At 54.5% G+C, this 19,756-nt stretch carries 15 protein-coding genes; 14 read left to right on the plus strand and 1 reads right to left on the minus strand.

Annotated features, from left to right (window positions below; all coding sequences use genetic code 11):
* Positions 1-102 precede the first annotated feature (102 nt).
* From ACA059_RS19975 to hglS, 3 genes are all read left to right on the plus strand, one after another.
* Positions 103-1,557 (plus strand): flavin-containing monooxygenase, encoded by a 1,455-nt coding sequence (locus tag ACA059_RS19975; RefSeq protein WP_497630678.1) that lies wholly within the window; start codon positions 103-105, stop codon positions 1,555-1,557.
* Positions 1,558-1,579: 22 nt separating this feature from the next.
* Positions 1,580-2,521 (plus strand): alpha/beta fold hydrolase, encoded by a 942-nt coding sequence (locus ACA059_RS19980; protein ID WP_056746639.1) that lies wholly within the window; start codon positions 1,580-1,582, stop codon positions 2,519-2,521.
* 259 nt (positions 2,522-2,780) lie between these two features.
* A complete protein-coding gene (gene hglS / locus ACA059_RS19985; RefSeq protein ID WP_497630679.1) occupies positions 2,781-4,160 on the plus strand; it encodes a 2-oxoadipate dioxygenase/decarboxylase HglS in 1,380 nt (459 codons plus the stop codon).
* An 87-nt stretch (positions 4,161-4,247) separates the two neighbouring features.
* On the opposite strand, the gene ACA059_RS19990 is transcribed toward hglS, so the two are convergent.
* Positions 4,248-4,925 (minus strand): type 1 glutamine amidotransferase domain-containing protein, encoded by a 678-nt coding sequence (locus tag ACA059_RS19990; protein WP_134104120.1) that lies wholly within the window; start codon positions 4,923-4,925, stop codon positions 4,248-4,250.
* Between the two features lie 444 nt (positions 4,926-5,369).
* Between ACA059_RS19990 and ACA059_RS19995 the strand changes: the two genes are divergently transcribed.
* The 11 genes from ACA059_RS19995 (at position 5,370) to ACA059_RS20045 (ending at position 19,728) form a co-directional block, all read left to right on the plus strand.
* A complete protein-coding gene (locus ACA059_RS19995) occupies positions 5,370-5,885 on the plus strand; it encodes an Hcp family type VI secretion system effector (protein WP_054051032.1) in 516 nt (171 codons plus the stop codon).
* A gap of 132 nt (positions 5,886-6,017) precedes the next feature.
* Positions 6,018-8,060, plus strand: a complete 2,043-nt coding sequence (locus ACA059_RS20000; RefSeq protein ID WP_497630680.1) for a type VI secretion system Vgr family protein — start codon at positions 6,018-6,020, stop codon at positions 8,058-8,060.
* Positions 8,053-8,931, plus strand: a complete 879-nt coding sequence (locus ACA059_RS20005; RefSeq protein WP_497630681.1) for a DUF4123 domain-containing protein — start codon at positions 8,053-8,055, stop codon at positions 8,929-8,931. The genes ACA059_RS20000 and ACA059_RS20005 overlap by 8 nt, the downstream gene beginning before the upstream one ends.
* 174 nt (positions 8,932-9,105) lie before the next feature.
* On the plus strand, positions 9,106-12,546 hold the full coding sequence (locus ACA059_RS20010) for a toxin VasX (RefSeq protein WP_497630682.1): 3,441 nt from the start codon (positions 9,106-9,108) through the stop codon (positions 12,544-12,546).
* Positions 12,539-13,591, plus strand: a complete 1,053-nt coding sequence (locus ACA059_RS20015; RefSeq protein WP_497630683.1) for a DUF6708 domain-containing protein — start codon at positions 12,539-12,541, stop codon at positions 13,589-13,591. Before ACA059_RS20010 ends, ACA059_RS20015 begins: the two co-directional genes overlap by 8 nt.
* Positions 13,592-13,726: 135 nt before the next feature.
* Entirely contained in the window at positions 13,727-14,656 is a 930-nt protein-coding gene (locus ACA059_RS20020) for a DUF6708 domain-containing protein (protein WP_497630684.1), read from the plus strand.
* Positions 14,657-14,683: 27 nt separating this feature from the next.
* Positions 14,684-15,394 carry a hypothetical protein gene (locus ACA059_RS20025; protein ID WP_497630685.1) on the plus strand — a complete coding sequence of 237 codons (711 nt, stop codon included), beginning with the start codon at positions 14,684-14,686 and terminating at the stop codon, positions 15,392-15,394.
* A gap of 164 nt (positions 15,395-15,558) precedes the next feature.
* Positions 15,559-16,605 (plus strand): DUF6708 domain-containing protein, encoded by a 1,047-nt coding sequence (locus ACA059_RS20030; RefSeq protein WP_497630686.1) that lies wholly within the window; start codon positions 15,559-15,561, stop codon positions 16,603-16,605.
* 13 nt (positions 16,606-16,618) lie between these two features.
* Positions 16,619-17,668, plus strand: coding sequence for a DUF6708 domain-containing protein (locus ACA059_RS20035; protein WP_497630687.1), 1,050 nt, complete (start codon positions 16,619-16,621; stop codon positions 17,666-17,668).
* A 27-nt stretch (positions 17,669-17,695) separates the two neighbouring features.
* Positions 17,696-18,754 carry a DUF6708 domain-containing protein gene (locus ACA059_RS20040; RefSeq protein WP_497630688.1) on the plus strand — a complete coding sequence of 353 codons (1,059 nt, stop codon included), beginning with the start codon at positions 17,696-17,698 and terminating at the stop codon, positions 18,752-18,754.
* 20 nt (positions 18,755-18,774) lie between these two features.
* The gene (locus ACA059_RS20045; RefSeq protein ID WP_497630689.1) at positions 18,775-19,728 is read left to right on the plus strand and encodes a hypothetical protein; all 954 of its coding nucleotides are present in this window, start codon (positions 18,775-18,777) and stop codon (positions 19,726-19,728) included.
* The last annotated feature ends 28 nt before the right edge of the window (positions 19,729-19,756 follow it).

Here is a 19,756-nt window from a genome sequence, read left to right on the forward strand (position 1 = left end):
GGCTGGCGGGCTGAATACCGAGGCATAGCCATGAGGCGAGCGCTCAATGATTGGCTATACATGAAAGGAGGGTTCGATCAATAACGATAAAAAAGGAGGCCCATGCAGACCTTTCAAGTGTTGATCATCGGCAGCGGTTTTGGCGGCCAGTGCGCCGCGATCAATTTGCTCAAGGCAGGCATCGGCGATTTCCGCCTGCTGGAACGACGGGACTTTTTCGGCGGCACCTGGTGCCAAAACACCTACCCCGGTGCCGCGGTCGACGTGCCCTCGCCGCTCTATTCGCTGTCCTTCGCGCCCTACCGCTGGACGCAAATGTTCGCCGAGCAGGCCGAACTGCACCACTACACCCAGTACGTGGTGGAGCACTTCGGCCTGCGAGACAAGGTGGAACTGCAGGCCAATGTCGAGCGCATCGAATGGGACGACGACGGCAAACGTTGGGCGGTGCACACCACCAACAAAGGCACGTTCCATGCGCAATTCCTGATCAACGCCACCGGGCCGCTGAGCCAACCCGTGGTCCCCCACTTCGAGGGCCAGGAGCGGTTTCAGGGCAAGACTTTTCACACCAACAACTGGGATCACGCCTACGATTACCGGCACAAACGCGTGGCCATCGTTGGCAGCGGCGCCAGCGCGGCCCAGGTGATTCCGGCGATTGCCCCGGACGTCGAGCATTTGCATGTGTTCCAGCGCACGCCCCACTGGGTATTGCCTCGGGCCGACCGCGCCTTTGGACCTTTCCAGCGTTGGTTGCTGGGGCTCAAACCGGCCTACAAACTGTTGCGCTGGATGATCTACTGGCTGTTCGAAACCCGAGTGATTGCCTTCAAGTATTCGAAACCAGCGATCCGCTTGGTCCAGCAACACGCCCTGCGCTTCCTCAAACGGCAAGTGCCCGACCCTGAACTGAGGCGAAAACTGACGCCCGACTACGTCATCGGCTGCAAACGGGTGATCATCTCAAGCACCCTGTACCCGGCGCTGGGTCGCCGTAACGTGAGCCTGCACAGCCGTGAGCAAGGCATCGCCGCCATCGATGAAACCGGCATCGTCACCCAGGACGGCCAACACATCGACCTGGACCTGATCGTCTGGTCCACCGGTTACGACGCCACCGACGGGGTGATTTCCTACCCGGTCACCGGCAAAAACGGCACACAACTCAAAGATTTCTGGGCCCAGTATCCGCGGGCCTATCTCGGCACCAGCCTGCCGGACTTCCCCAACCTGTTTATCGTCACCGGCCCCAACACGGGCATCGGCCACACCTCGGCGCTGTTCATCATCGAGTCTCAGATGAACTACATTCTCGATTGCATCCGCACGTTAAAAGAACAGGGTTTGCGCAGCATCGAAGTACGCCCCGAAGCAGAACGTACCTACACTGAAATGATCCACCGGGAGATGGAACGCACGGTATGGAAGTCCGGGGGCTGCCACAGTTGGTATCAAAGCAAGAGCGGTCATGTGATTGCGATGTTTCCGGGGTTCAGTTTCAGCTATCACCGGCTGACCAGGACGCTGAAACCCGCCGATCACATTCTGTCCTGATCACGTAAAAGGAAGATGCCTGATGCTTTTGTTGGTTGTCGCAATTGCAGTTTTCGTGGCCTGGAGCTGGTTGAGTTACCCGGCCATCGGTCATTGGCTCTATGACTTGAACATGTCGATAGAGGCCAAGCTGTATGGACTGCACAAAATTGTCGTGCCGATCGCCGAAATGACCGTCTCGACCTGGCAAGGCGGGCCGTACGAAGCGTCCAGCAGCGTGCTGATGCTCCACGGCTACAGCGCCGACAAAAATATCTGGCTGCGCTTTGCCCGGCACTTTGTCGGCAACTATCGGGTGATCATCCCCGACATCGCCGGCCATGGCGAAACCGGCTTCAAGGCGGGCGGCGGCTACGACATTCCGTTGCAGGCCAAGCGGATGATCCAGTTGCTCGATGTCTGCGGCGTCGAGAAAGTCCATGTGATCGGCAACTCGATGGGCGGTTACATGGCAGCGTGGCTGGCGGCCACGTACCCGGATCGCATTGTTTCGGTGGCCCTGATCGACCCCGCGGGTGTCACCGCCCCCGAAGCCAGCGACCTGGAGCGGCATTTGGCCAAGGGTCACAACCCGTTCCTGATTCATTCACGGGAAGAATTCCAGCGCTTCTACGCCATGACCATGGCCGAACCGCCGTGGGTACCCAAGGTGGTGCTGGACGCCATCGCGCAACGCTATGAACAGCAATGCGAGGAGCTGGAAGAAATATTCAGGGACTTGCGCGCCAGCCCGCCGATGGAGCCGAAACTGCCCGACATCAAGTGCCAGGCGCTGTTGCTGTGGGGACACAAGGACCGCTTGATCGATGTCAGCAGCGTGGCGATCTGGAGCAAAGGCATCGCCGATCTGCGAGTGGAAGTCTGGGACCACACCGGCCATATGCCGATGGTGGAACAACCGACGAACACGGCGCGGCTGTATCGGGAATTTTTGGCATCGCTGCGCTCGGAACTTCCTGTGTAGCAGCAGCCTTGTGGCGAGAGGATTTATCCCCGTTCGGCGGCGAAGCCGTCGTAATCCATTGGGCGCGGTGTGGCTGGAGAAACAGGGGCCGCTTCGCAGCCCAACGGGGATAAATCCCCTCACCACAGTTCGCAGGCTTGGCAGCTGCAACATGCAGTCCTTTGCAGAATGAAGTCCGTAAGATTCTTCGTTTGTCGGCGCCGCACAAGGCTGCGATCTTTTCCCGCATCCTTTACGTCACCGCACCAGGAAGTTTTTTATGAGTCACCCGAACTTCGTCAGCCCTGATCTGATCCGTCAACGCTTCTCCAAAGCGATGTCCGACATGTACCGCGAAGAAGTGCCGCTGTACGGCGCGCTGATGGAACTGGTGGAACAGACCAACCGTCACGTGCTGGACAGCGATCCACAGATCACCCGGCAGTTGAACAGCACCGGTGAAATCCAGCGCCTGGACCTGGAGCGGCATGGCGCGATCCGTGTTGGCACCGCCGATGAACTGGCCACCCTCGCCCGGTTGTTTGCGGTGATGGGCATGCAACCGGTGGGTTATTACGACCTGACCCCGGCCGGCGTACCGGTGCACTCCACGGCTTTTCGCGCGGTGCATGAGGCGGCGTTGCAGGTCAGCCCGTTCCGGGTATTCACCTCCCTGCTGCGCCTGGAACTGATCGAAGACCTGGAACTGCGAGCGTTTGCCCAGTCGGTGCTGGATAAGCGTTCGATCTTCACGCCCACCGCACTGACCCTCATCGATCGCGCCGAAACCCAGGGCGGCCTCAACGAACAGGAGGCCCATAACTTCGTCGAGCAAGCGCTGGAAACGTTCCGCTGGCATCACACCGCCACCGTGACCGCGGAGCAGTACCGCAAACTCAGCGCCCAGCATCGCCTGATCGCCGACGTGGTGGCGTTCACTGGCCCGCATATCAACCACCTGACGCCGCGCACCCTGGACATCGACATCGTCCAGGCGCAAATGCCTGCCCACGGCATCACGCCCAAAGCGGTGATCGAAGGCCCGCCCCGCCGTCAGTGCCCGATCCTGCTGCGCCAGACCAGTTTCAAGGCCCTGGACGAGCCTGTCGCCTTCACCGATCAAGCGGAGAATCGTGGCAGCCACAGCGCCCGTTTCGGCGAAATCGAGCAACGCGGCGCGGCGCTCACCCCCAAGGGGCGTGCGCTTTACGACCGCTTGCTCAACGCTGCGCGTGATGAATTGAAAGACTTCCCCAATGAGGCCAATGCCGCACGTTACAACGCGCTGATGGCGCAGCACTTTGCAGAATTCCCTGACACCGTTGAGGGCATGCGCCAACAGGAACTGGCGTACTTTCGCTACTTCGTCACGGAAAAAGGTTTGGGGGCCGATGAGCTGAAATCGTGGTCGCTGGAGGACCTGCTCAGCGGCGGGTATTTGCGGGTTGAACCGTTGGTGTACGAAGACTTTCTGCCGGTTAGCGCTGCGGGGATTTTTCAGTCAAACCTGGGGGATGCGGCGCAAACCCACTATGGCGTGCAGTCGAACCGGCAGGTGTTCGAGAAGGCGCTGGGGCGATCGACGATTGATGAGTTGGCTTTGTATGCCGAGACGCAGCGGCGCTCGATCGAGGAATGTTTCGCCGCTATTACGCGATGAAACGTTGAAAAGATCGCAGCCTGCGGCAGCTCTTACATGGGAACGCGAACTCCTGTAGGAGCTGCCGCAGGCTGCGATCTTTTGATCTTATTTCAGCTTCGCCAACAACGCCTCAGCGGCAGCCTCGGACGATGCCGGATTCTGACCGGTAATCAGCAATCCATCAGTGAGCACATAACTCGCCCAGTCAGCCCCCTTGGAATAGACACCACCCTTCTCCTTAAGCATGTCCTCCACCAAAAACGGCACAACCTTCGTCAGTTGCACAGCCTCTTCCTCAGTGTTGGTAAACCCCGTCACGCGTTTGCCTTTGACCAGTGGCTGGCCGTCCGCGCCCTTGACGTGACGCAACACACCCGGTGCGTGGCAGACGGCCGCGACCGGTTTGCCTGCCTGGTAAAACGCCTCGATCAGAGCGATCGAAATTTTGTCTTCGGCCAAATCCCACAGCGGGCCATGGCCGCCCGGATAGAAAATCGCGTCGTAATCTTCAGCTCTCGCGCTGCTCAGCAGAGCGGTAGACGCCAATGCGGACTGGGCGGCAGAGTCTTTGCGAAAGCGCTCGGTGGCCGCGGTTTGCGCGTCCGGCTCGTCGCTTTTTGGGTCCAGCGGTGGTTGACCACCCTTGGGTGAGGCCAGGGTCAACTGAGCGCCGGCGTCCTTGAAGGCGAAATACGGTGCGGCGAATTCCTCCAGCCAAAAGCCGGTTTTCTTACCCGTGTCACCCAATTGATCGTGTGACGTTAGAACCATCAGGATTTTCATGTCGTTCTCCTTGAGTTCGCAGATGTTCATTCATCTCGGCGCTGAGTTTGACCTCCAGGCTGCAGCATTCGTTGCACCTGTCACCCTAGCGGTTCTGCTACCGGTTTTCGGCAAATCAGACGATGGGGCACCAAATGATGGCCAACCGCCTTGATGCGCAAGAAGTTGCGCACTCAACGCTGCGAAAGCCCTTCCCGGATGGCTGATCGCCCGGCCTGTCAGGCGCCCCAGCCAAGTGCGCAAGAAGTTGCGCAGTACTGCGCAACTTCTTGCGCACATTCACAGGTGATCGCTGCCGAACATCCTCCTCGAGCGCTGAAAACCCTCTCAACCACCTGATTTATATAGCCTTTACCGTTTCTGGCACGGACCTTGATAACAGTCAGGCACCCACCGGGCGATACCGCCTCCCGGGCACCCTAACTTTTAGCAAGGAGCACATCCATGGCTACACCAGCGTACATGTCCGTCACTGGCGAAAAACAAGGTCTGATCACTGCCGGCGCATTCACCGCCGACTCGGTTGGCAACACCTACCAGGAAGGTCACGAAGACCAGGTCATGGTTCAGGCTTTCAGCCACGACGTGATCATCCCGCGTGACCCGCAGTCCGGCCAACCGACCGGTCAGCGCGTCCACAAGCCAGTCGTGATCACCAAGGTGTACGACAAGGCTTCGCCACTGCTGCAGGCGGCTCTGACCTCCGGCGAGCGCATGAGCGAAATCGTTATCCAGTGGTACCGCACCTCGGCTCAAGGTACCCAAGAGCACTACTACACCACCAAACTGGAAGACGCGATTATCGTCGCCATCAACAACAAAATGCACAACTGCCAGGACCCGTCGAACTCGCACTTCACTCACCTGGAAGAAGTGCAATTCACCTACCGCAAAATCACCTGGACCCACGAAGTATCCGGTACTTCGGGCTCCGATGACTGGCGTCAGCCGGTCGCCTAACTCAGGCCGACCGTCTCAAGCATCGGCCAGCTCTGCTGGTCGATGTTGTTTTCGCCCTTCCAGAATTTTCGCGTCCGCAAGCTCCCTGCACGGGTGCCGGCGAGCGCCGCTGCACTGCACGAGGAACAAGGGATGTTCGCGCCGGCCAATCAAACTCACTTTGCCCTGACCATCGAAGGTCTTTCCAGCGACTTCCAGGTTTTCTCCCTGCAAGGTCGGGAAGCCATCAGCCAGCCTTTTGTGTTTGAGGTGGAGCTGGTCAGTGAACAGCCGTCCCTGGACCTCGAGACCCTGTTGCACAAACCGGCCTTCTTGCAGCTCTCGCCTGACGGCAGCGGCATCCATGGCCAGATCTACCGCGCCGCCCAGGGTGATTCCGGCAAACGCCTGACCCGGTACGCGGTGACCCTGCGCCCGCAACTGTCTTACCTGGCGCACCGCATCAACCAACGCATCTTCCAGAACCTCACCGTGCCGAAAATCATCGGCAGCGTCCTCGAAGAGCACGGCATCCAAAGCAATGCCTATGAATTCAAAGTCGGGGCGATTTATCCGGAGCGCATTTACTGCGTTCAGTACGATGAATCGGACCTGCAGTTCGTTCAGCGTCTGTGCGAGGAAGAAGGTATCCACTACCACTTTCAGCACAGCGCCACCGCCCACAAGCTAGTGTTCGGCGATGACCAGACGGTGTTCCCGAAACTCGCCCCCGTGGCCTACCAGCAAGACTCCGGCATGGTCGCCAACGACCCGGTGATCAAGCGCTTCGACCTGCGTCTGGAAACCCGCACCAGCCGCACCACCCGCCGCGACTACGACTTCGAAAAACCGCGCCTGACCCTGGAAAGCGAGAACCGCGGCGACGCCCTGCCCGACCTCGAAGACTACGACTACCCCGGCCGCTTCATCGACCGCGAACGTGGCAAGCACCTGGCCAAACGCGCCCTCGAACGTCACCGCAGCGACTTCCAGCTCGCCGAAGGCAAAAGCGATCAGCCGATACTGGTGAGCGGCCACTTCCTGGCCCTGACCCAACACCCGAAAGCCAAATGGAACGACCTGTGGCTGCTCACCGAAATCCTCCACGAAGGCAAACAGCCGCAAGTGCTGGAAGAGTCGGTCACCAGCGACACCACCAAACTGAAAGACGATTTCCACCAGGGCTACCGCAACCGTTTCCAGGCCACCCCGTGGGACGTGCCGAATCGCCCACCGCTGACCCAGAAAAAGCCGCGCATCCTCGGCAGCCAAAGCGCCGTGGTCACCGGGCCAAAAGGTGAAGAAATCCACTGCGACCAATACGGTCGCGTCAAAGTGCAATTCCACTGGGACCGCGAAGGCCAGGCCGACGACAAGACCAGCTGCTGGCTGCGCGTCTCCTCCGCCTGGGCCGGCGCCCACTACGGCGGCATCGCCATCCCGCGCATCGGCATGGAAGTGCTCGTCACCTTCCTCGAAGGCGACCCCGACCAACCGCTGATCAGCGGCTGCCTGTACCACAAGGAAAACGTCGTCCCGTACGACCTGCCGGCGAACAAAACCCGCAGCACCTTCAAAACCCTGAGCTCACCGGGCGGCGGCGGTTACAACGAACTGCGCATCGAAGACAAAAAGGGCCAGGAACAAATCTTCCTGCACGCCCAGCGCGACTGGGACGAAAACGTCGAACACGACCAGAAAATCCGCGTCGGCAACGAACGCCACGATACGGTTGAGAAGAACAGCTACACGGAGTTCAAGGCTGAAGAGCACCACACGGTTTATGCCGACCGGAAGGTGGAGACGCAGGCGAATGATCATTTGACGGTGGGGGTTAACCAGCACGTCAAGATTGGGACTGGGCAATTTATTGAGGCAGGGCAAGAGATTCACCTGAGCAGCGGCATGAAAGTCGTGCTCGAAGCCGGCAGCGAGTTGACCCTTATTGGTGGGGGCAGCTTCATCAAGATCGACGCCGGCGGCGTGACCTTGAGTGGGCCGGTGATCAACATGAACTCCGGTGGCGGGCCGGGCAGCGGGACGGGGGCGGCGCCATTGTTGCCGGGGCCGTTGAAGCAGGCGGATGCCGACAAGGCCGGGCAATTGTTGGTGCCGGCACAGCGGCAAGCGCTGATGCAAAAGAAGCCAATCTGCGCGATCTGCGAGAAGGCAAAACTGGAGGCGCAAAATGCTTAAATCCGAGTGGCCGCTGGAAAATGGGTTGCCTCAAGGCCTGCCGTGGAATGGCACCGTCGGTTTGCTTCTGGATGGCGTCAGCGTAGAGAAACTGCCCCAACACCTTTATCAATGGTCAGATAATCCGGTTTTCGAGCCACTCTACCTCGGCACGCAGTGGGCTGAGTTGGGCGACGTCTCACCGTGCATTGTCCAGATAAACACCCAGAACAACCCCATTCTCGCGAAGTTTCTGGCTGAGCCCCGCCAGGAGTGGGGCTACCTGGTGTTCAGCGATCAACCCTGGGCACAAATGGTCGACCACTTCCGCTGGCTGACCAGCGTCATGCACCCTCAGGGTGAAGAAGTCCTGCTGCGCGTCGCCGACCCTGCCGTGGCCCACGCATTGCTCAGCCACGCCGAGAGCATCAAGGACCCTACCCTGTTCGGCCCGTGCTCGCAGATCGTCACCGCCGACGCGGCGCTGGGCTGCTGGCACATCAACCAGCGACCGGGCAAAGCTCCCGAGCCCAACCACAGCAAACGCTACCGCTTGAGCGACGAACAACTCAGCCAACTGGACGAAGTGAATTTCCGCAGCATCGTCCTGCGCCTCGACCAACACATGCACGAATACTTCCCGTCCTATCAGGCGCAGTCGACCCCACTGCAACGCTGGGAACACCTGCACGCACTGGCATCGACCTCCTACGATCGCGGCTTCAACACCGAACTCGACATCACCCTCTACGCCAACATTCACGGGTTCCTCGGTGACCGAGCGCTGGAGGAGCATCCGGACCTGGATGCAATACTGAAGACCCCTTCGGAACAAACGCCGGCGCAGCGACTCGAACGGGTCGCTGATATGGCCCAGGAACGGGCCACATGACCGGATTGAGAGCGCTCCAATGAGCATCACTCTTTGCCTAACAGGCAGCTTTTTGTGAGACTGCGCCGCGCGTTGGCAAAACCCGCCGGTAGCCGTACTCACGTCATCACCAAGAATTGAGCAAGCGGGCGAGCCGAGCCGCCCTTGCTACCCGATGCTGGAAAGGAATTCCGAATGAGCCAGACAGGTAAGAATCCAAACGCAGTCGACTTGCCCCGCACCGATGGCAAGTGCGCCACGGGCGGTTGCCCGCAGATGAAGCAGAAGCTTCAACTGATTCCCCTGCGCTATGGTCTTGTCGAACGGCTCGACCCTTCTGCTGAAATCTCGCTACCTTACAAAACCGTCTCTCGCCCACTGGGTATTCGCCTGCTGCGTGATGGCTGGCTCTACGTCATCGACAACACGACTGGCTATCTGCACGAATACGAAGTCAAAAACGGCGTCGTCACCAAGTGCATCTGGAAAGGCAAAGAAGCCACTCAAGACAAGCGCATGGGATCCGCAGGCGAAAACGCCCTGATCTTCACCCGTGGCAGCGCCCTGCACATCGCCTATGCCGAAGTCCAATGGACCGCCGCCAAGTGCTCGCAAATGCTCAAATCGAGCAAAGAGCGCGACCTGTTCATGCAGAAGGTGAACCTCGCCAAAGGCGACGTGGAGAAAGGTGGACCGCACCTGCTGACGGACAAGCAGGCTGAAAAATGGATCGCAGAGGTTGCGGAGAAACCTGCAACACAAGCCCCCCCCGCGGGTGCACACCCTGAAGAGAGCAAGGACTACGTCTGGGAAGACCAGACGGGACTATTCAAGGCGACGCAACTCGGAACTATTAAGAAGCCGTTGCTGGCTGCTTATGAGAAAGATCACTTCTATCTGGTGTTCAAGGACAGCATTGGGGTGATGCGGGATCTTGCCGAGCACCAGGACAAAGTAGTTGGCTGGATCGATGAATGGGTGGTCAAGGAAAAGAACGACCTCAGGTATTCAATCGGTAACTACATCGAAACGCTGATGGTGGTCAGTGAAAAGTCCGCGCGACAGTCTGGTACCAGCGATGCCTTGTTTGAAAAAACCACGCCCGAGCAACGGCAAAAAATCTATGACTACGTCAATTCACGCAACGAGTATGACGGGGCCAGGACCAGCACTACCGATCTGCCGCAAAGAGTAAGTCGTGTCCGGGTTCCCAGCCCTAAGGTCGGCGCCGCTTACAAGGTAATGAATACCAAAAAGCAGGAAATGATCGATTCCCTCGGCAAGAATCTTTACAACGATCTTGAAGATGACATCGAGGTGCTGGAAGACAAAAGCCATGCCGCAGTGCAAGGCAAGGGCTTGGGTGCTCGTGGCATCCACGACCTCGTGCGATACGGAGAAATGAACAAGTATCTGGAAACCGAGCGCTCCCATCTGAAGCGCTGGACCGCACGCCTCAACCGCATTACCGACGACCGTGTTGAGTTGTTTACCAAGAGCGAATACCACATGAGTGCGTGGTATTTCGATGCGGATGTGCCTGATCAGTTGATGTCAGCGTTGGTTACTGAGCAAAACTGTGTTCGGGATATTTGTCGCACTGAAGTAAGTATGAAGTTTGTTGGTGAGTATTTCCATGGTGCACCTTATTTCAGCATGCCTGGTTTTGCTAGCCGGCTCGATGAGGCGTTCCTACTAAAAAAAGCAGGAGACCTTGGTAAATGGCTAGACGACGCCAACAATCTCAACGGTGGACTTACTGATGCGCAAACAAGGCTGAACGAAGTTGGCACTCTGATGGGGCGTCACTGGACAGTGAATCTCAATCCTAGCGCTCTCGACATTAGCCATGCGGTTAATGCTGCCTACTCTCCTGCCATTGCACTACGCTTGCAAAATTGGTTATCTGAGATCCAAAACAATCTCAATGGCCCCGAGTTGAAGGCACACCTAGATAAAATCTCGACGCATAGTAACCGAGCACATCGTTTGGGAGCCCTCTATGCATTGAAACATGGCGGCGCGACTTTGAAAGTCTCCAGTGTTCAGGACAGAGAGATCTTTCTGGGGCGCTTAGACAACCTCGGAAAATTGCTTATTACCGAGGAAAAAACCCTCAACGACCGCGATCACGCGCGAAAAGAAAGCAAGCGTCGTGTGGCGAGTACTGACGAGCAAGGTAAAACAAAAAAGGCCAACGCAAAGACGGAAGAAGTCGAGTTAAATCGACAACTCCTTACAGTGCGTAAAGAGCGCGCAACTATCACAGCCAAAATTCAAGAGAGCCTTACAGCAACCAATACCCTAAGCTCGGGCTTTATAGGAGTGCAGTTAAAGATCGACGCTGCTCAACAAAGCCTGCTCAACAATGAAATCCAGCGATTAAAAATCGGGGCACTCCGAAGCTATGGCGAGCCTGGTGGCACGACAATATTAACAAGCAGTTTCGTGCCAATGGCCGCTTTTCTTTTTCAAGCTTGGAATTTTAGAGAAGCGTTGGATGCGTGGGGCAAAGTATCGGGAAATACAACATTAAAGGACAACATTGTGTTCTTTGGTGCATTTACAGGTGTCGTTTCTGCCGCACTATCGGTGTATCAAAACTCCTATATCGCATTAGTGGACAAAGGCTTTAAAGCAACAGTGGCCAGTACCGGTGGCAAAGGCGGCGCACTGTTCATGGTGAAGCTTGGAAAACTAGGTTTGGGTCTTGGGGCGGTCATAGCTCCCTTAGGGCTTCTGAGTTCAATTGGAACTACTTTGGATAACTGGAACAAGTGGACCGACGCATTGCTAACCGGTACTGCCGGAGAAAAAGCTGGTGCGTTGTTGGCTCTTACGGGAGATGTAGGCAACACAAGCGTCATGGGAATCGCTACCGCCAAATCGCTCCGAGACGTTGGTTCTGTTGGCCGAATTTACATGACTACGCCAAGAGCTGATCGAGTCGTGGCGGTTGGACGCGCATGGGGGACGAAAGGAGTTCGCTTCCTAAGCTTTTCCTCCCGGCTAACTCCATGGTCTCTTGGATTTACGGCCCTACAATTGGGTGGTGAAGCGCTTTACAACTATTTCAACCTTGATGATCAACAACGATGGATGCAAGGTTCCTGCTGGGGAATAGAGAATAAACAGTGGGATATGGCTAAACATGCTCAAGGTCTGGCGGAAGTTAACTTACGCCCCATCATTACAGATGCAGGCATCGTAAAACGTAAACTCGATGGAAATGGAATACGAACGTTTGGAATTACCTTTCCGGGCATCTCATTGGAAAAACTGAGTGAAACCCCAATCAGATTTCAAGCCGAGTTATCCGCCCAACTCACCTTCCCGGCGAAGGATGTAGGGGAGTTGATACGCGACGGATTACAACTTGCAAATAGTGATCCATTACTACTTAAGTTAGAGATACCTGAAGATTGGTGTGGAGAGCAGTCGGAATTGAGATTGCGCTTGAGTGTTCAACCAGACATAGCTGAAAAACCGCTAAAAGCAGATGACGGCTTTCTCTATTACCCGATATCACTACGCTTCTCGGGAACCAATAAACCACTTACAGGTGAGCCTTCGGTCAGAATTGGTCGAGCTAATTTAAAATGGACCGACATTAAGGCGGAGACTCTACATGCCTGATAAAAAGTATGATCGGCTACCTCATGCGGGTGACTTTGAAAGAGAGTCAGGCACCGAGGTAGTGTACTTATCACCAAAACCGGTACCCACGGGTATGCCTGCTTATAGCGCACGTCAATTACATCGCAACGCCAATAGAACTTTTCTGGATTTCGCTATCGGCCAAGGTAATTTTGAGTTTATGGTGCGAACCGGCATCGGCTCAATAATGCTAATCGTGACATTATTATTCTTTTTCTCGGGATTTGCGTCTTGGATTAGAAGATATGAAGAACCTTTCCTTTATGCTTGGTTGAAATTTTTCTTCAACCCCGTGCTGTGGTCGATTATCGGAGCAATCTCTCTAACATACATTTATTTTTTCTTTCAGGCAGCTCGCCAAGTATCTATTCACCCACCCATCCGTTTCAATCGAGAGCGTCGCGAAGTTGTATTTATTCTAAAAAAAGGCGACAAACCGCGCTTTGTACCTTGGGAGGATGTCATTGTTTGCGTATCTGTTGGAAAGCTCATTACTCAATATTCAGTCATGCCTGAATTTAAACTACTGATTGGTTTAAGAGATGCCAACACAGGTGATGTGCTGTGGTCTGTGATCCCCAGTAGCAACTTGAGTCTTGCCGTTTCTGAGTGGGAGGCAATTCGTGTCTACATGGAGGAAGGAATGGTTTCCTTACCACCAGATCAATCAGATGAGCTTGAGGAAGGTACTGTCGATTTTTTCCATCTATGCCGTCGCAGCTACCGTGCGGATCACTCCTTCGTACGTTACGCCTGGGGCTTTTTGACGATCCAGTTTTTCAGCGGTTGGACGTTGCCCTGCCACATCTCTGGCTGGGTAAACAATCGGCCTAAAGCAGGGTTCCCAAAAGAAGTCCTCGACTGGTCAAAACCTCTACCCGCCGACCAACATGCTATGCCGAGTGAAGAACTGCTCAAAGAAAGCGCCGAGATCCGGAAGGCCTTCACCAAAGGTCAGAATCTGTTGGATTACTTTAAGGTGAAATTTGCCGAACCGAACCAAGAGACTGAGGCCACCACCTGATGAGCCGTTTTGTTGAAGCATAATTACGATCGACTACCTCATGCCGGAGACTTTGAGAAAGAGTCCGGCACTGAGGTTGTCTATATATCGCCAAAACCACTCCCCACAGGTATACCTGCATTCAGTAGGCGCCAATTGCATCGTGACGCCAATGACGTTTATCTCGACTTCGCCCTCACTCGAGGAGCCTTCGCATTCATGGCAAGAGGAGCCATTGGCTCGGTAGCTTGCATGCTGGTCTTCTTTTTCTGTGCCTCTATTCTTGGCGCGTGGCTACGCACCCATCACCAACCTTTTTTGATTGGTTTCAGTAATCTTTTCATGAGCTCAGTGGTCTGGGGGTTTCTTGGTTTTCTAACCATCATGTACCTCTGCATTTTTTACTACGCAGCGCGCCAAGTCAGCGCTCACCCTCCAGTTCGTTTCAATCGCCAGCGTCGGGAAGTCGTGTATGTACCGTACAGAGGTGCGAAACCTCGGTATGTCGCTTGGGAAAGTGTGATCGCATGCGTCTCTGCAGGCAGGCTTATCACTCAATACGCTGTCATGCCCGAATTCAAACTGATGATGGGATTACGCGATGCCAGCAGCGGGGATGTACTTTGGGTCACTGTGCCCAGCGGGGGCCTGAATGAGGCTGTCTCCGAATGGGAAGCCATACGCGCCTACATGGAAGAAGGCCCTTCAGCACTCCCAACGCCTCAACCTGAGGAGTTTGAAGAGGGTACTGTCGCTTACTTCCACATGTGCCGTAAGGGATATCGCTCAGATCACTCCTTTTTTCGTTACGTCCTTGGCTTCTTGATAATTCAATTCTTCAGCGGTTGGACGTTACCGTGCTACATCTCCGGCTGGGTCAATAACCGCACTAAGGCTGGCTTTCCCAAAGAAGTCCAAGACTGGTCAAAACCTCTTCCCGCCGACCAACATGCCATGCCTAGTGAAGAACTGCGTAAGGAAAGCGCCGAAATCAGGAAGGCCTTAGCCAAAGGCAAGAACCTGCTGGATTATTTCAAGCTGAAATTTGCCGAACCGGATAAAGAGCCTGCAGTGAACGCGTCCTAGGCCGAACCCACTTTATGGTTATCCAGCATGACACCTACCTCTGTGCAGTACGACGAGTTCGATATACAACAGCAGCGCCCTATCGTTGGTGAAACTCGTCGTTTTGCCACTGGAGAGGCTCTATTTTTGTCGCCACTGCCGGTGCCCACCGGGCAAATCCCCATGGATTTTGGCGGAAGCTTTGTTGAGGTGAATGACACATTCCTTGACGTAGGTAGTAGTAATTTCGGCAAGGCTTTTCAAGCTAGGGCAATGATTGGGCTCGGTATGATGTTCATTTTTTCATGCCTGATTATTCTGCCTTTGCTTGCAGGATCTACTACCTGGGGAAACCCATTTTCCGAGTCCTTTTGGGACAGAGCAGCAGGCATGCTCAATTTCGGTGTGACCTTTAGTATTTGGGGAGGAGGAATAGCTGCGCTCCTGGGTACTTACGTTATCTTGAGCACTACCAGAGCGAAGTCGCGCACCCGTCCTATTCGATTCAACCGCCAACGTCGTGAAGTCTGTTTCTTCCCCGAAGGTTCTGACGTCCCCGTCATTCAACCATGGGAAGAGACAGTATCTTGGCTTTCAATCAGTACAGGTGTTACTGGAGTAGGAGTAACAAGCGCCTATACCTTTGGTATGACGTTCGACGATTCCAAAGCTGACGTAGTGCATTTTGTGAGACAAGGCGTGATGACTCCTGCTCATGGCTTGGGTAAGTGGGAAGCCATACGTGTCTATACCGACTGAGCAGTGGGCCAAGCCGAGCGCTGCTCTGAAAGAGCAAAGCATGAAGATCGAAAAAGCCTTTGCTCAAGGACAGGATTTCAGTGCGTACTTTAACGCCAACCTAAACGAAACCAAGGCAGAAGAATCAACAAATGATTGAATGGAACTGATCAGCCGTGTCCACGATGCGTGAATACAGTCGACTACCCCGTGCGGGAGACTTTGAAAACGGATCCGGCGTAGAGACTGTTTACCTATCACCCACCCCAGTCCCTACAGGTATGCCGCCATTCAGTGCCCGCCAATTACATAAAGATACCAACGACGTTTATCTAGACTTCGCTGTCGGGCGTGCAAATTTCGAGTTCATGGCTCGTGCAGGCATCGGCTCGGTAATGTTCATCACCCTCTTCTTCCTTTTTGTATCCGGTTTTGGTTCGTGGCTGAGAAGAGACGTGCAGCCTTTTTGGACTAGTTGGATAGATTTTTTTACAAACGCCTTCGTCCAAGGATTCATCTGGTGTCTTACCACCGTTTACGTTTGTATTTTTTGTTATGCCGTCCGTCAGATCACTATTCACCCTCCTATCCGCTTTAACCGACAACGCCGTGAGGTTGTGTTCGTACCTAAAAAAGGTGCCGCACCACGCTATATTCCTTGGGAGGAGGCAATCGCATGTGTATCCGCTGGCCGGCTCATTACTCAATATGCGGTGATGCCCGAATATAAGCTAATGATCGGTTTGCGTGATAGTGCCAGCGGCGATGTCTTGTGGTCCGTAGTGCCAAGCGGCAGTCTGAGTCTGGCCGTATCCGAATGGGAGGCGATCCGCGTGTACATGGAGGAGGGAAGTTTCGCGCTGCCATCTGATGAAACGGAAGAGTTTGAAGAAGGCAGCGTTCCCTTTTTCCACCTGTGTCGACGTAGCTACCGCACGGATCACTCACTTCTACGCTACGTCGGGGGCTTTCTGGTCATTCAATTTTTCAGCGGCTGGACTTTGCCGTGCTACATCTCTGGCTGGGTCAACAACCGCCCCAAAGCCGCCTTCCCTAAAGAAGTCCTAGAGTGGTCAAAACCTCTCCCCGTCGAGCAACACGTTATGCCAAGCGAAGCGTTGCTCGAGGAGAGCTCTGAAATCCGGAAGGCCTTTGCCAAAGGGCAAAACCTGCTGGATTACTTCAAGGTGAAATTTGCAGAACCAATTCAAGAACCCGAGTCCACCACCTGACGAGTCCTGTCCCTTGAAGAATAAATACGATCGGTTGCCTAAGGCAGGCGATATCGAGAGAGAACCGGGTACTGAGACAGTCTATTTATCACCAAAGCCGGTACCTACCGGGGTGCTGCCTTTCAGTGCGCGCCAGCTGCACCGCTATGCCAATGAAGTTTTCTTAGACTTTGCCATTTCTCGAGGAAGTTTTGAGTTTATGGCCCGAGCAGGAATTGGGGCGGTGATGTTCCTGTTGATTTTTCTTTTTTTTACAACGGGGTTTGGCTCTTGGCTAAGGAAAGATGTAGAGCCGTTTTGGAGCAGTTGGCTGGATTTCTTTACAAGCATTGCGGTTTGGGGCTTTGTGGGAGCGCTTGGCACTCTTTACCTTTGCGTATTCTTCTTTGCAATTCGCCAACCCAGCAATCAACCTCCCATACGCTTCAATCGCCAACGTCGGGAAGTTGTTTTTGTTCCCAAGAAAGGAATGTCCCCTCGTTATGTGCCGTGGGAAGAAGTTATCGCGAGCGTTTCAGTTAGCAAGCTGATCATTCAATATGCTGTAATCCCCGAGTTTAAACTAATGATCGGACTTCGCGACAAAAATGGCGATGTGCTTTGGGTCAGTGTTCCAAGTGGAAATTTGAACCAAGCCATAGCTGAGTGGGAGGCCATACGTGTCTATATGGAGGAAGGGCCTCAAGCGTTACCCATGGGGCAATCAGATGAATTCGAAGCAGGCTCAGTCGCGTATTTCCATATGTGTAGACAAGGATACCGTTCTCATCATTCATTCCTACGGTATATCTGGGGATTTTTGATCATTCAGTTTTTCAGTGGCTGGACGATACCTTGTTACATCGCAGCCTGGATCAATAACCGCCCCAAAGCCGCGTTCACTAAAGAAGTACTGGAATGGTCAAGACCTCTCCCCCTCGAGCAACACGCTATGCCGAGCGAAGCGTTGCTCAAGGAGAGCGCCGTAATCCGGAAGGCCTTCGCCAAAGGCCAGAACCTGCTGGATTACTTCAAGGTGAAATTTGCCGAACCGGATAAAGAGCCTGCAGTGGACGCGTCCTAGGCCTAACACATTTCATGGTTATCCTGCATGACACCCAAATCTACGCAGTACGACGAGCTCGATATTCAAAAGCAGCGCCCTGTCGCTGGGGAAACTCGTCGTTTTCCCACAGGCGAAGCATTGTTCCTCTCTCCATTGCCGGTTCCTACCGGACAGATTCCAATGGATCTAGGGGGTAGCTTCATCGAGGTCAATGATTCCTATCTCGATGTAGGTTGCAGTAACTTTGGCAAGGCATTTCAGGCAAGAGCGATGATCGGCCTTTGTATGGGTTTTATAATTGCCTGTCTATTAGTTTTACCGACGATCATGGGCTTTTCGACCTTCAACAATCCATTTGGGCGTGATTTCTCTTGGTATTTCAGCGCGTTCTTTGAGTCGGGTTTATATATTTCAGGATGGGGAGGAACAGCGTTCGCAGCCCTTGGTTTGTACGTCGTTATAAGCACGACAAGAAAAAAATCTCAAACCCGTCCTATACGCTTCAACAGGCAACGCCGTGAGGTCTGTTTTTTCGCGGACGGGTCTGATGAGCCTGTGATTCAGCCATGGGAAGGGATGGTGTCCTGGCTCTCGGTCAGCACTGGTGTTACCGGTGTAGGCGTCATGAGCACTTATACATTCGGCATGGCTTTCAACGACCTGAAAGCCGATACCGTGCACTTTATAAACCAAGGTGTAATGACCCCAACTCATGGCTTGGGTAAGTGGGAAGCAATCCGCGTCTACATGGAAAAGGGACCGCAATACTGCCCAGATAAAGCACCTTACGAGGGTCGCCATACTTTCGATCAAGAGCAGGCAGATATGCTAGAGGAGTACCAACACAACGAGCGTTCCGCTTTCGGGGTTGGCTGGTGGTATGTGTCCCACGTAATAACCTGGTGGCGTTTTCCGTACTGGGTAGCAGAATGGGACCATCGTTTCAGCATGAAAGCCTTGCCCGATTCGATTGCAGACTGGTCAAAACCGCTGCCACCGGAACAATGGGCCAAACCGAGCGCCGCGTTGAAAGAGCAAAGTATCGAGATCGAGAAAGCCTTCGTTCAGGGACAAAGTTTCATTGAGTACTTCACCGTCAACTAACACCCATTAGCGGAACAGTCATGAATTCCCTCAAACTTTACTTGCTCACATTGACCTTGTTGCTGAGCGGCTGCAAAGAAGACTTCGCCACCTTGCACTTCCCGGACACGGTGCGCTCGGATCCTGCTTCCGGGCCTCAATACACCGATACCCTGGTCCATGAAAAATACAAAAAACTGATTTTCGACGCCGTTTCAGCGCGTGGTATTGATCCCGACGCGGTGGTGCTGGAGCGAGTTAAAGATCAAGACAAGTTGATCCTGCTCCGCTTGGCCGATAGTTCGCTCAGCGACGATGAACGCAACACGCTACGCGCGGTATTTGATGAGGTCATCCAGGCTCGCAAGGCCAGTTCGCGAAAACTAAGTCTCGATCTCGCCGAGGAAAAGGGTGACGCACCTGAGCGGGAGCAGGCCAGAACCATTGATTTCATTCTCGATATACAACCGAAAATAGAGCTCACCAGCAAGTTGGCAAGCATTTGGGGCGATGGCTTTCAAAAGATGGCGAGCGCTTTCAAATATGGCATTGGGGACGAAGTTAAATGCCAGTTGTCCGCCAATCTTTTACCCAACCCTGCCTTACGAATCACGGCTTATGAACCGAATTTGAAGACCCGTGAAAACGCGTTCGTGACGCTACTGACCACCAACGAACGCCCCGCCAAGGTGAGCGCTCACTGGCGCTTTCAAGATCCAGCGCTGATGAACGCGATTCACAGCGGACTGGTCAACGTTTCACCCTCGACGTCTATTACCACTCCCGATAATCGCAGAACGTGGATGGTGGTCGACCAGATAGCACTTGAATTTGGCTCTATCGGACAACAGACGATACATCCGGGCCAACTTGGTCGCACAGACCAAAGCGGGATGGAGGCATTATGTGCCAAGAAAGGCGAAGCGCTTGGACGACCGTTTTCATTCTATTTAGGGGACAGCCTGGATCGTTTGAGCCATGTCGAATACTTATGATCTGCGCAGATCTCAAGCCGATGCCTCT

The organism is Pseudomonas sp. LBUM1647 (assembly GCF_059716175.1).

Coding starts and splice junctions, on each gene's coding strand:
- ACA059_RS20025 (WP_497630685.1), top strand. CDS start 14,684: ATGACACCTACCTCTGTGCAGTACGACGAGTTCGATATACAACAGCAG.
- ACA059_RS20000 (WP_497630680.1), top strand. CDS start 6,018: ATGTTCGCGCCGGCCAATCAAACTCACTTTGCCCTGACCATCGAAGGT.
- ACA059_RS20040 (WP_497630688.1), top strand. CDS start 17,696: ATGACACCCAAATCTACGCAGTACGACGAGCTCGATATTCAAAAGCAG.
- ACA059_RS20030 (WP_497630686.1), top strand. CDS start 15,559: ATGCGTGAATACAGTCGACTACCCCGTGCGGGAGACTTTGAAAACGGA.
- hglS (WP_497630679.1), top strand. CDS start 2,781: ATGAGTCACCCGAACTTCGTCAGCCCTGATCTGATCCGTCAACGCTTC.
- ACA059_RS20010 (WP_497630682.1), top strand. CDS start 9,106: ATGAGCCAGACAGGTAAGAATCCAAACGCAGTCGACTTGCCCCGCACC.
- ACA059_RS20015 (WP_497630683.1), top strand. CDS start 12,539: ATGCCTGATAAAAAGTATGATCGGCTACCTCATGCGGGTGACTTTGAA.
- ACA059_RS19995 (WP_054051032.1), top strand. CDS start 5,370: ATGGCTACACCAGCGTACATGTCCGTCACTGGCGAAAAACAAGGTCTG.
- ACA059_RS20045 (WP_497630689.1), top strand. CDS start 18,775: ATGAATTCCCTCAAACTTTACTTGCTCACATTGACCTTGTTGCTGAGC.
- ACA059_RS19975 (WP_497630678.1), top strand. CDS start 103: ATGCAGACCTTTCAAGTGTTGATCATCGGCAGCGGTTTTGGCGGCCAG.
- ACA059_RS19980 (WP_056746639.1), top strand. CDS start 1,580: ATGCTTTTGTTGGTTGTCGCAATTGCAGTTTTCGTGGCCTGGAGCTGG.
- ACA059_RS20005 (WP_497630681.1), top strand. CDS start 8,053: ATGCTTAAATCCGAGTGGCCGCTGGAAAATGGGTTGCCTCAAGGCCTG.
- ACA059_RS19990 (WP_134104120.1), bottom strand. CDS start 4,925: ATGAAAATCCTGATGGTTCTAACGTCACACGATCAATTGGGTGACACG.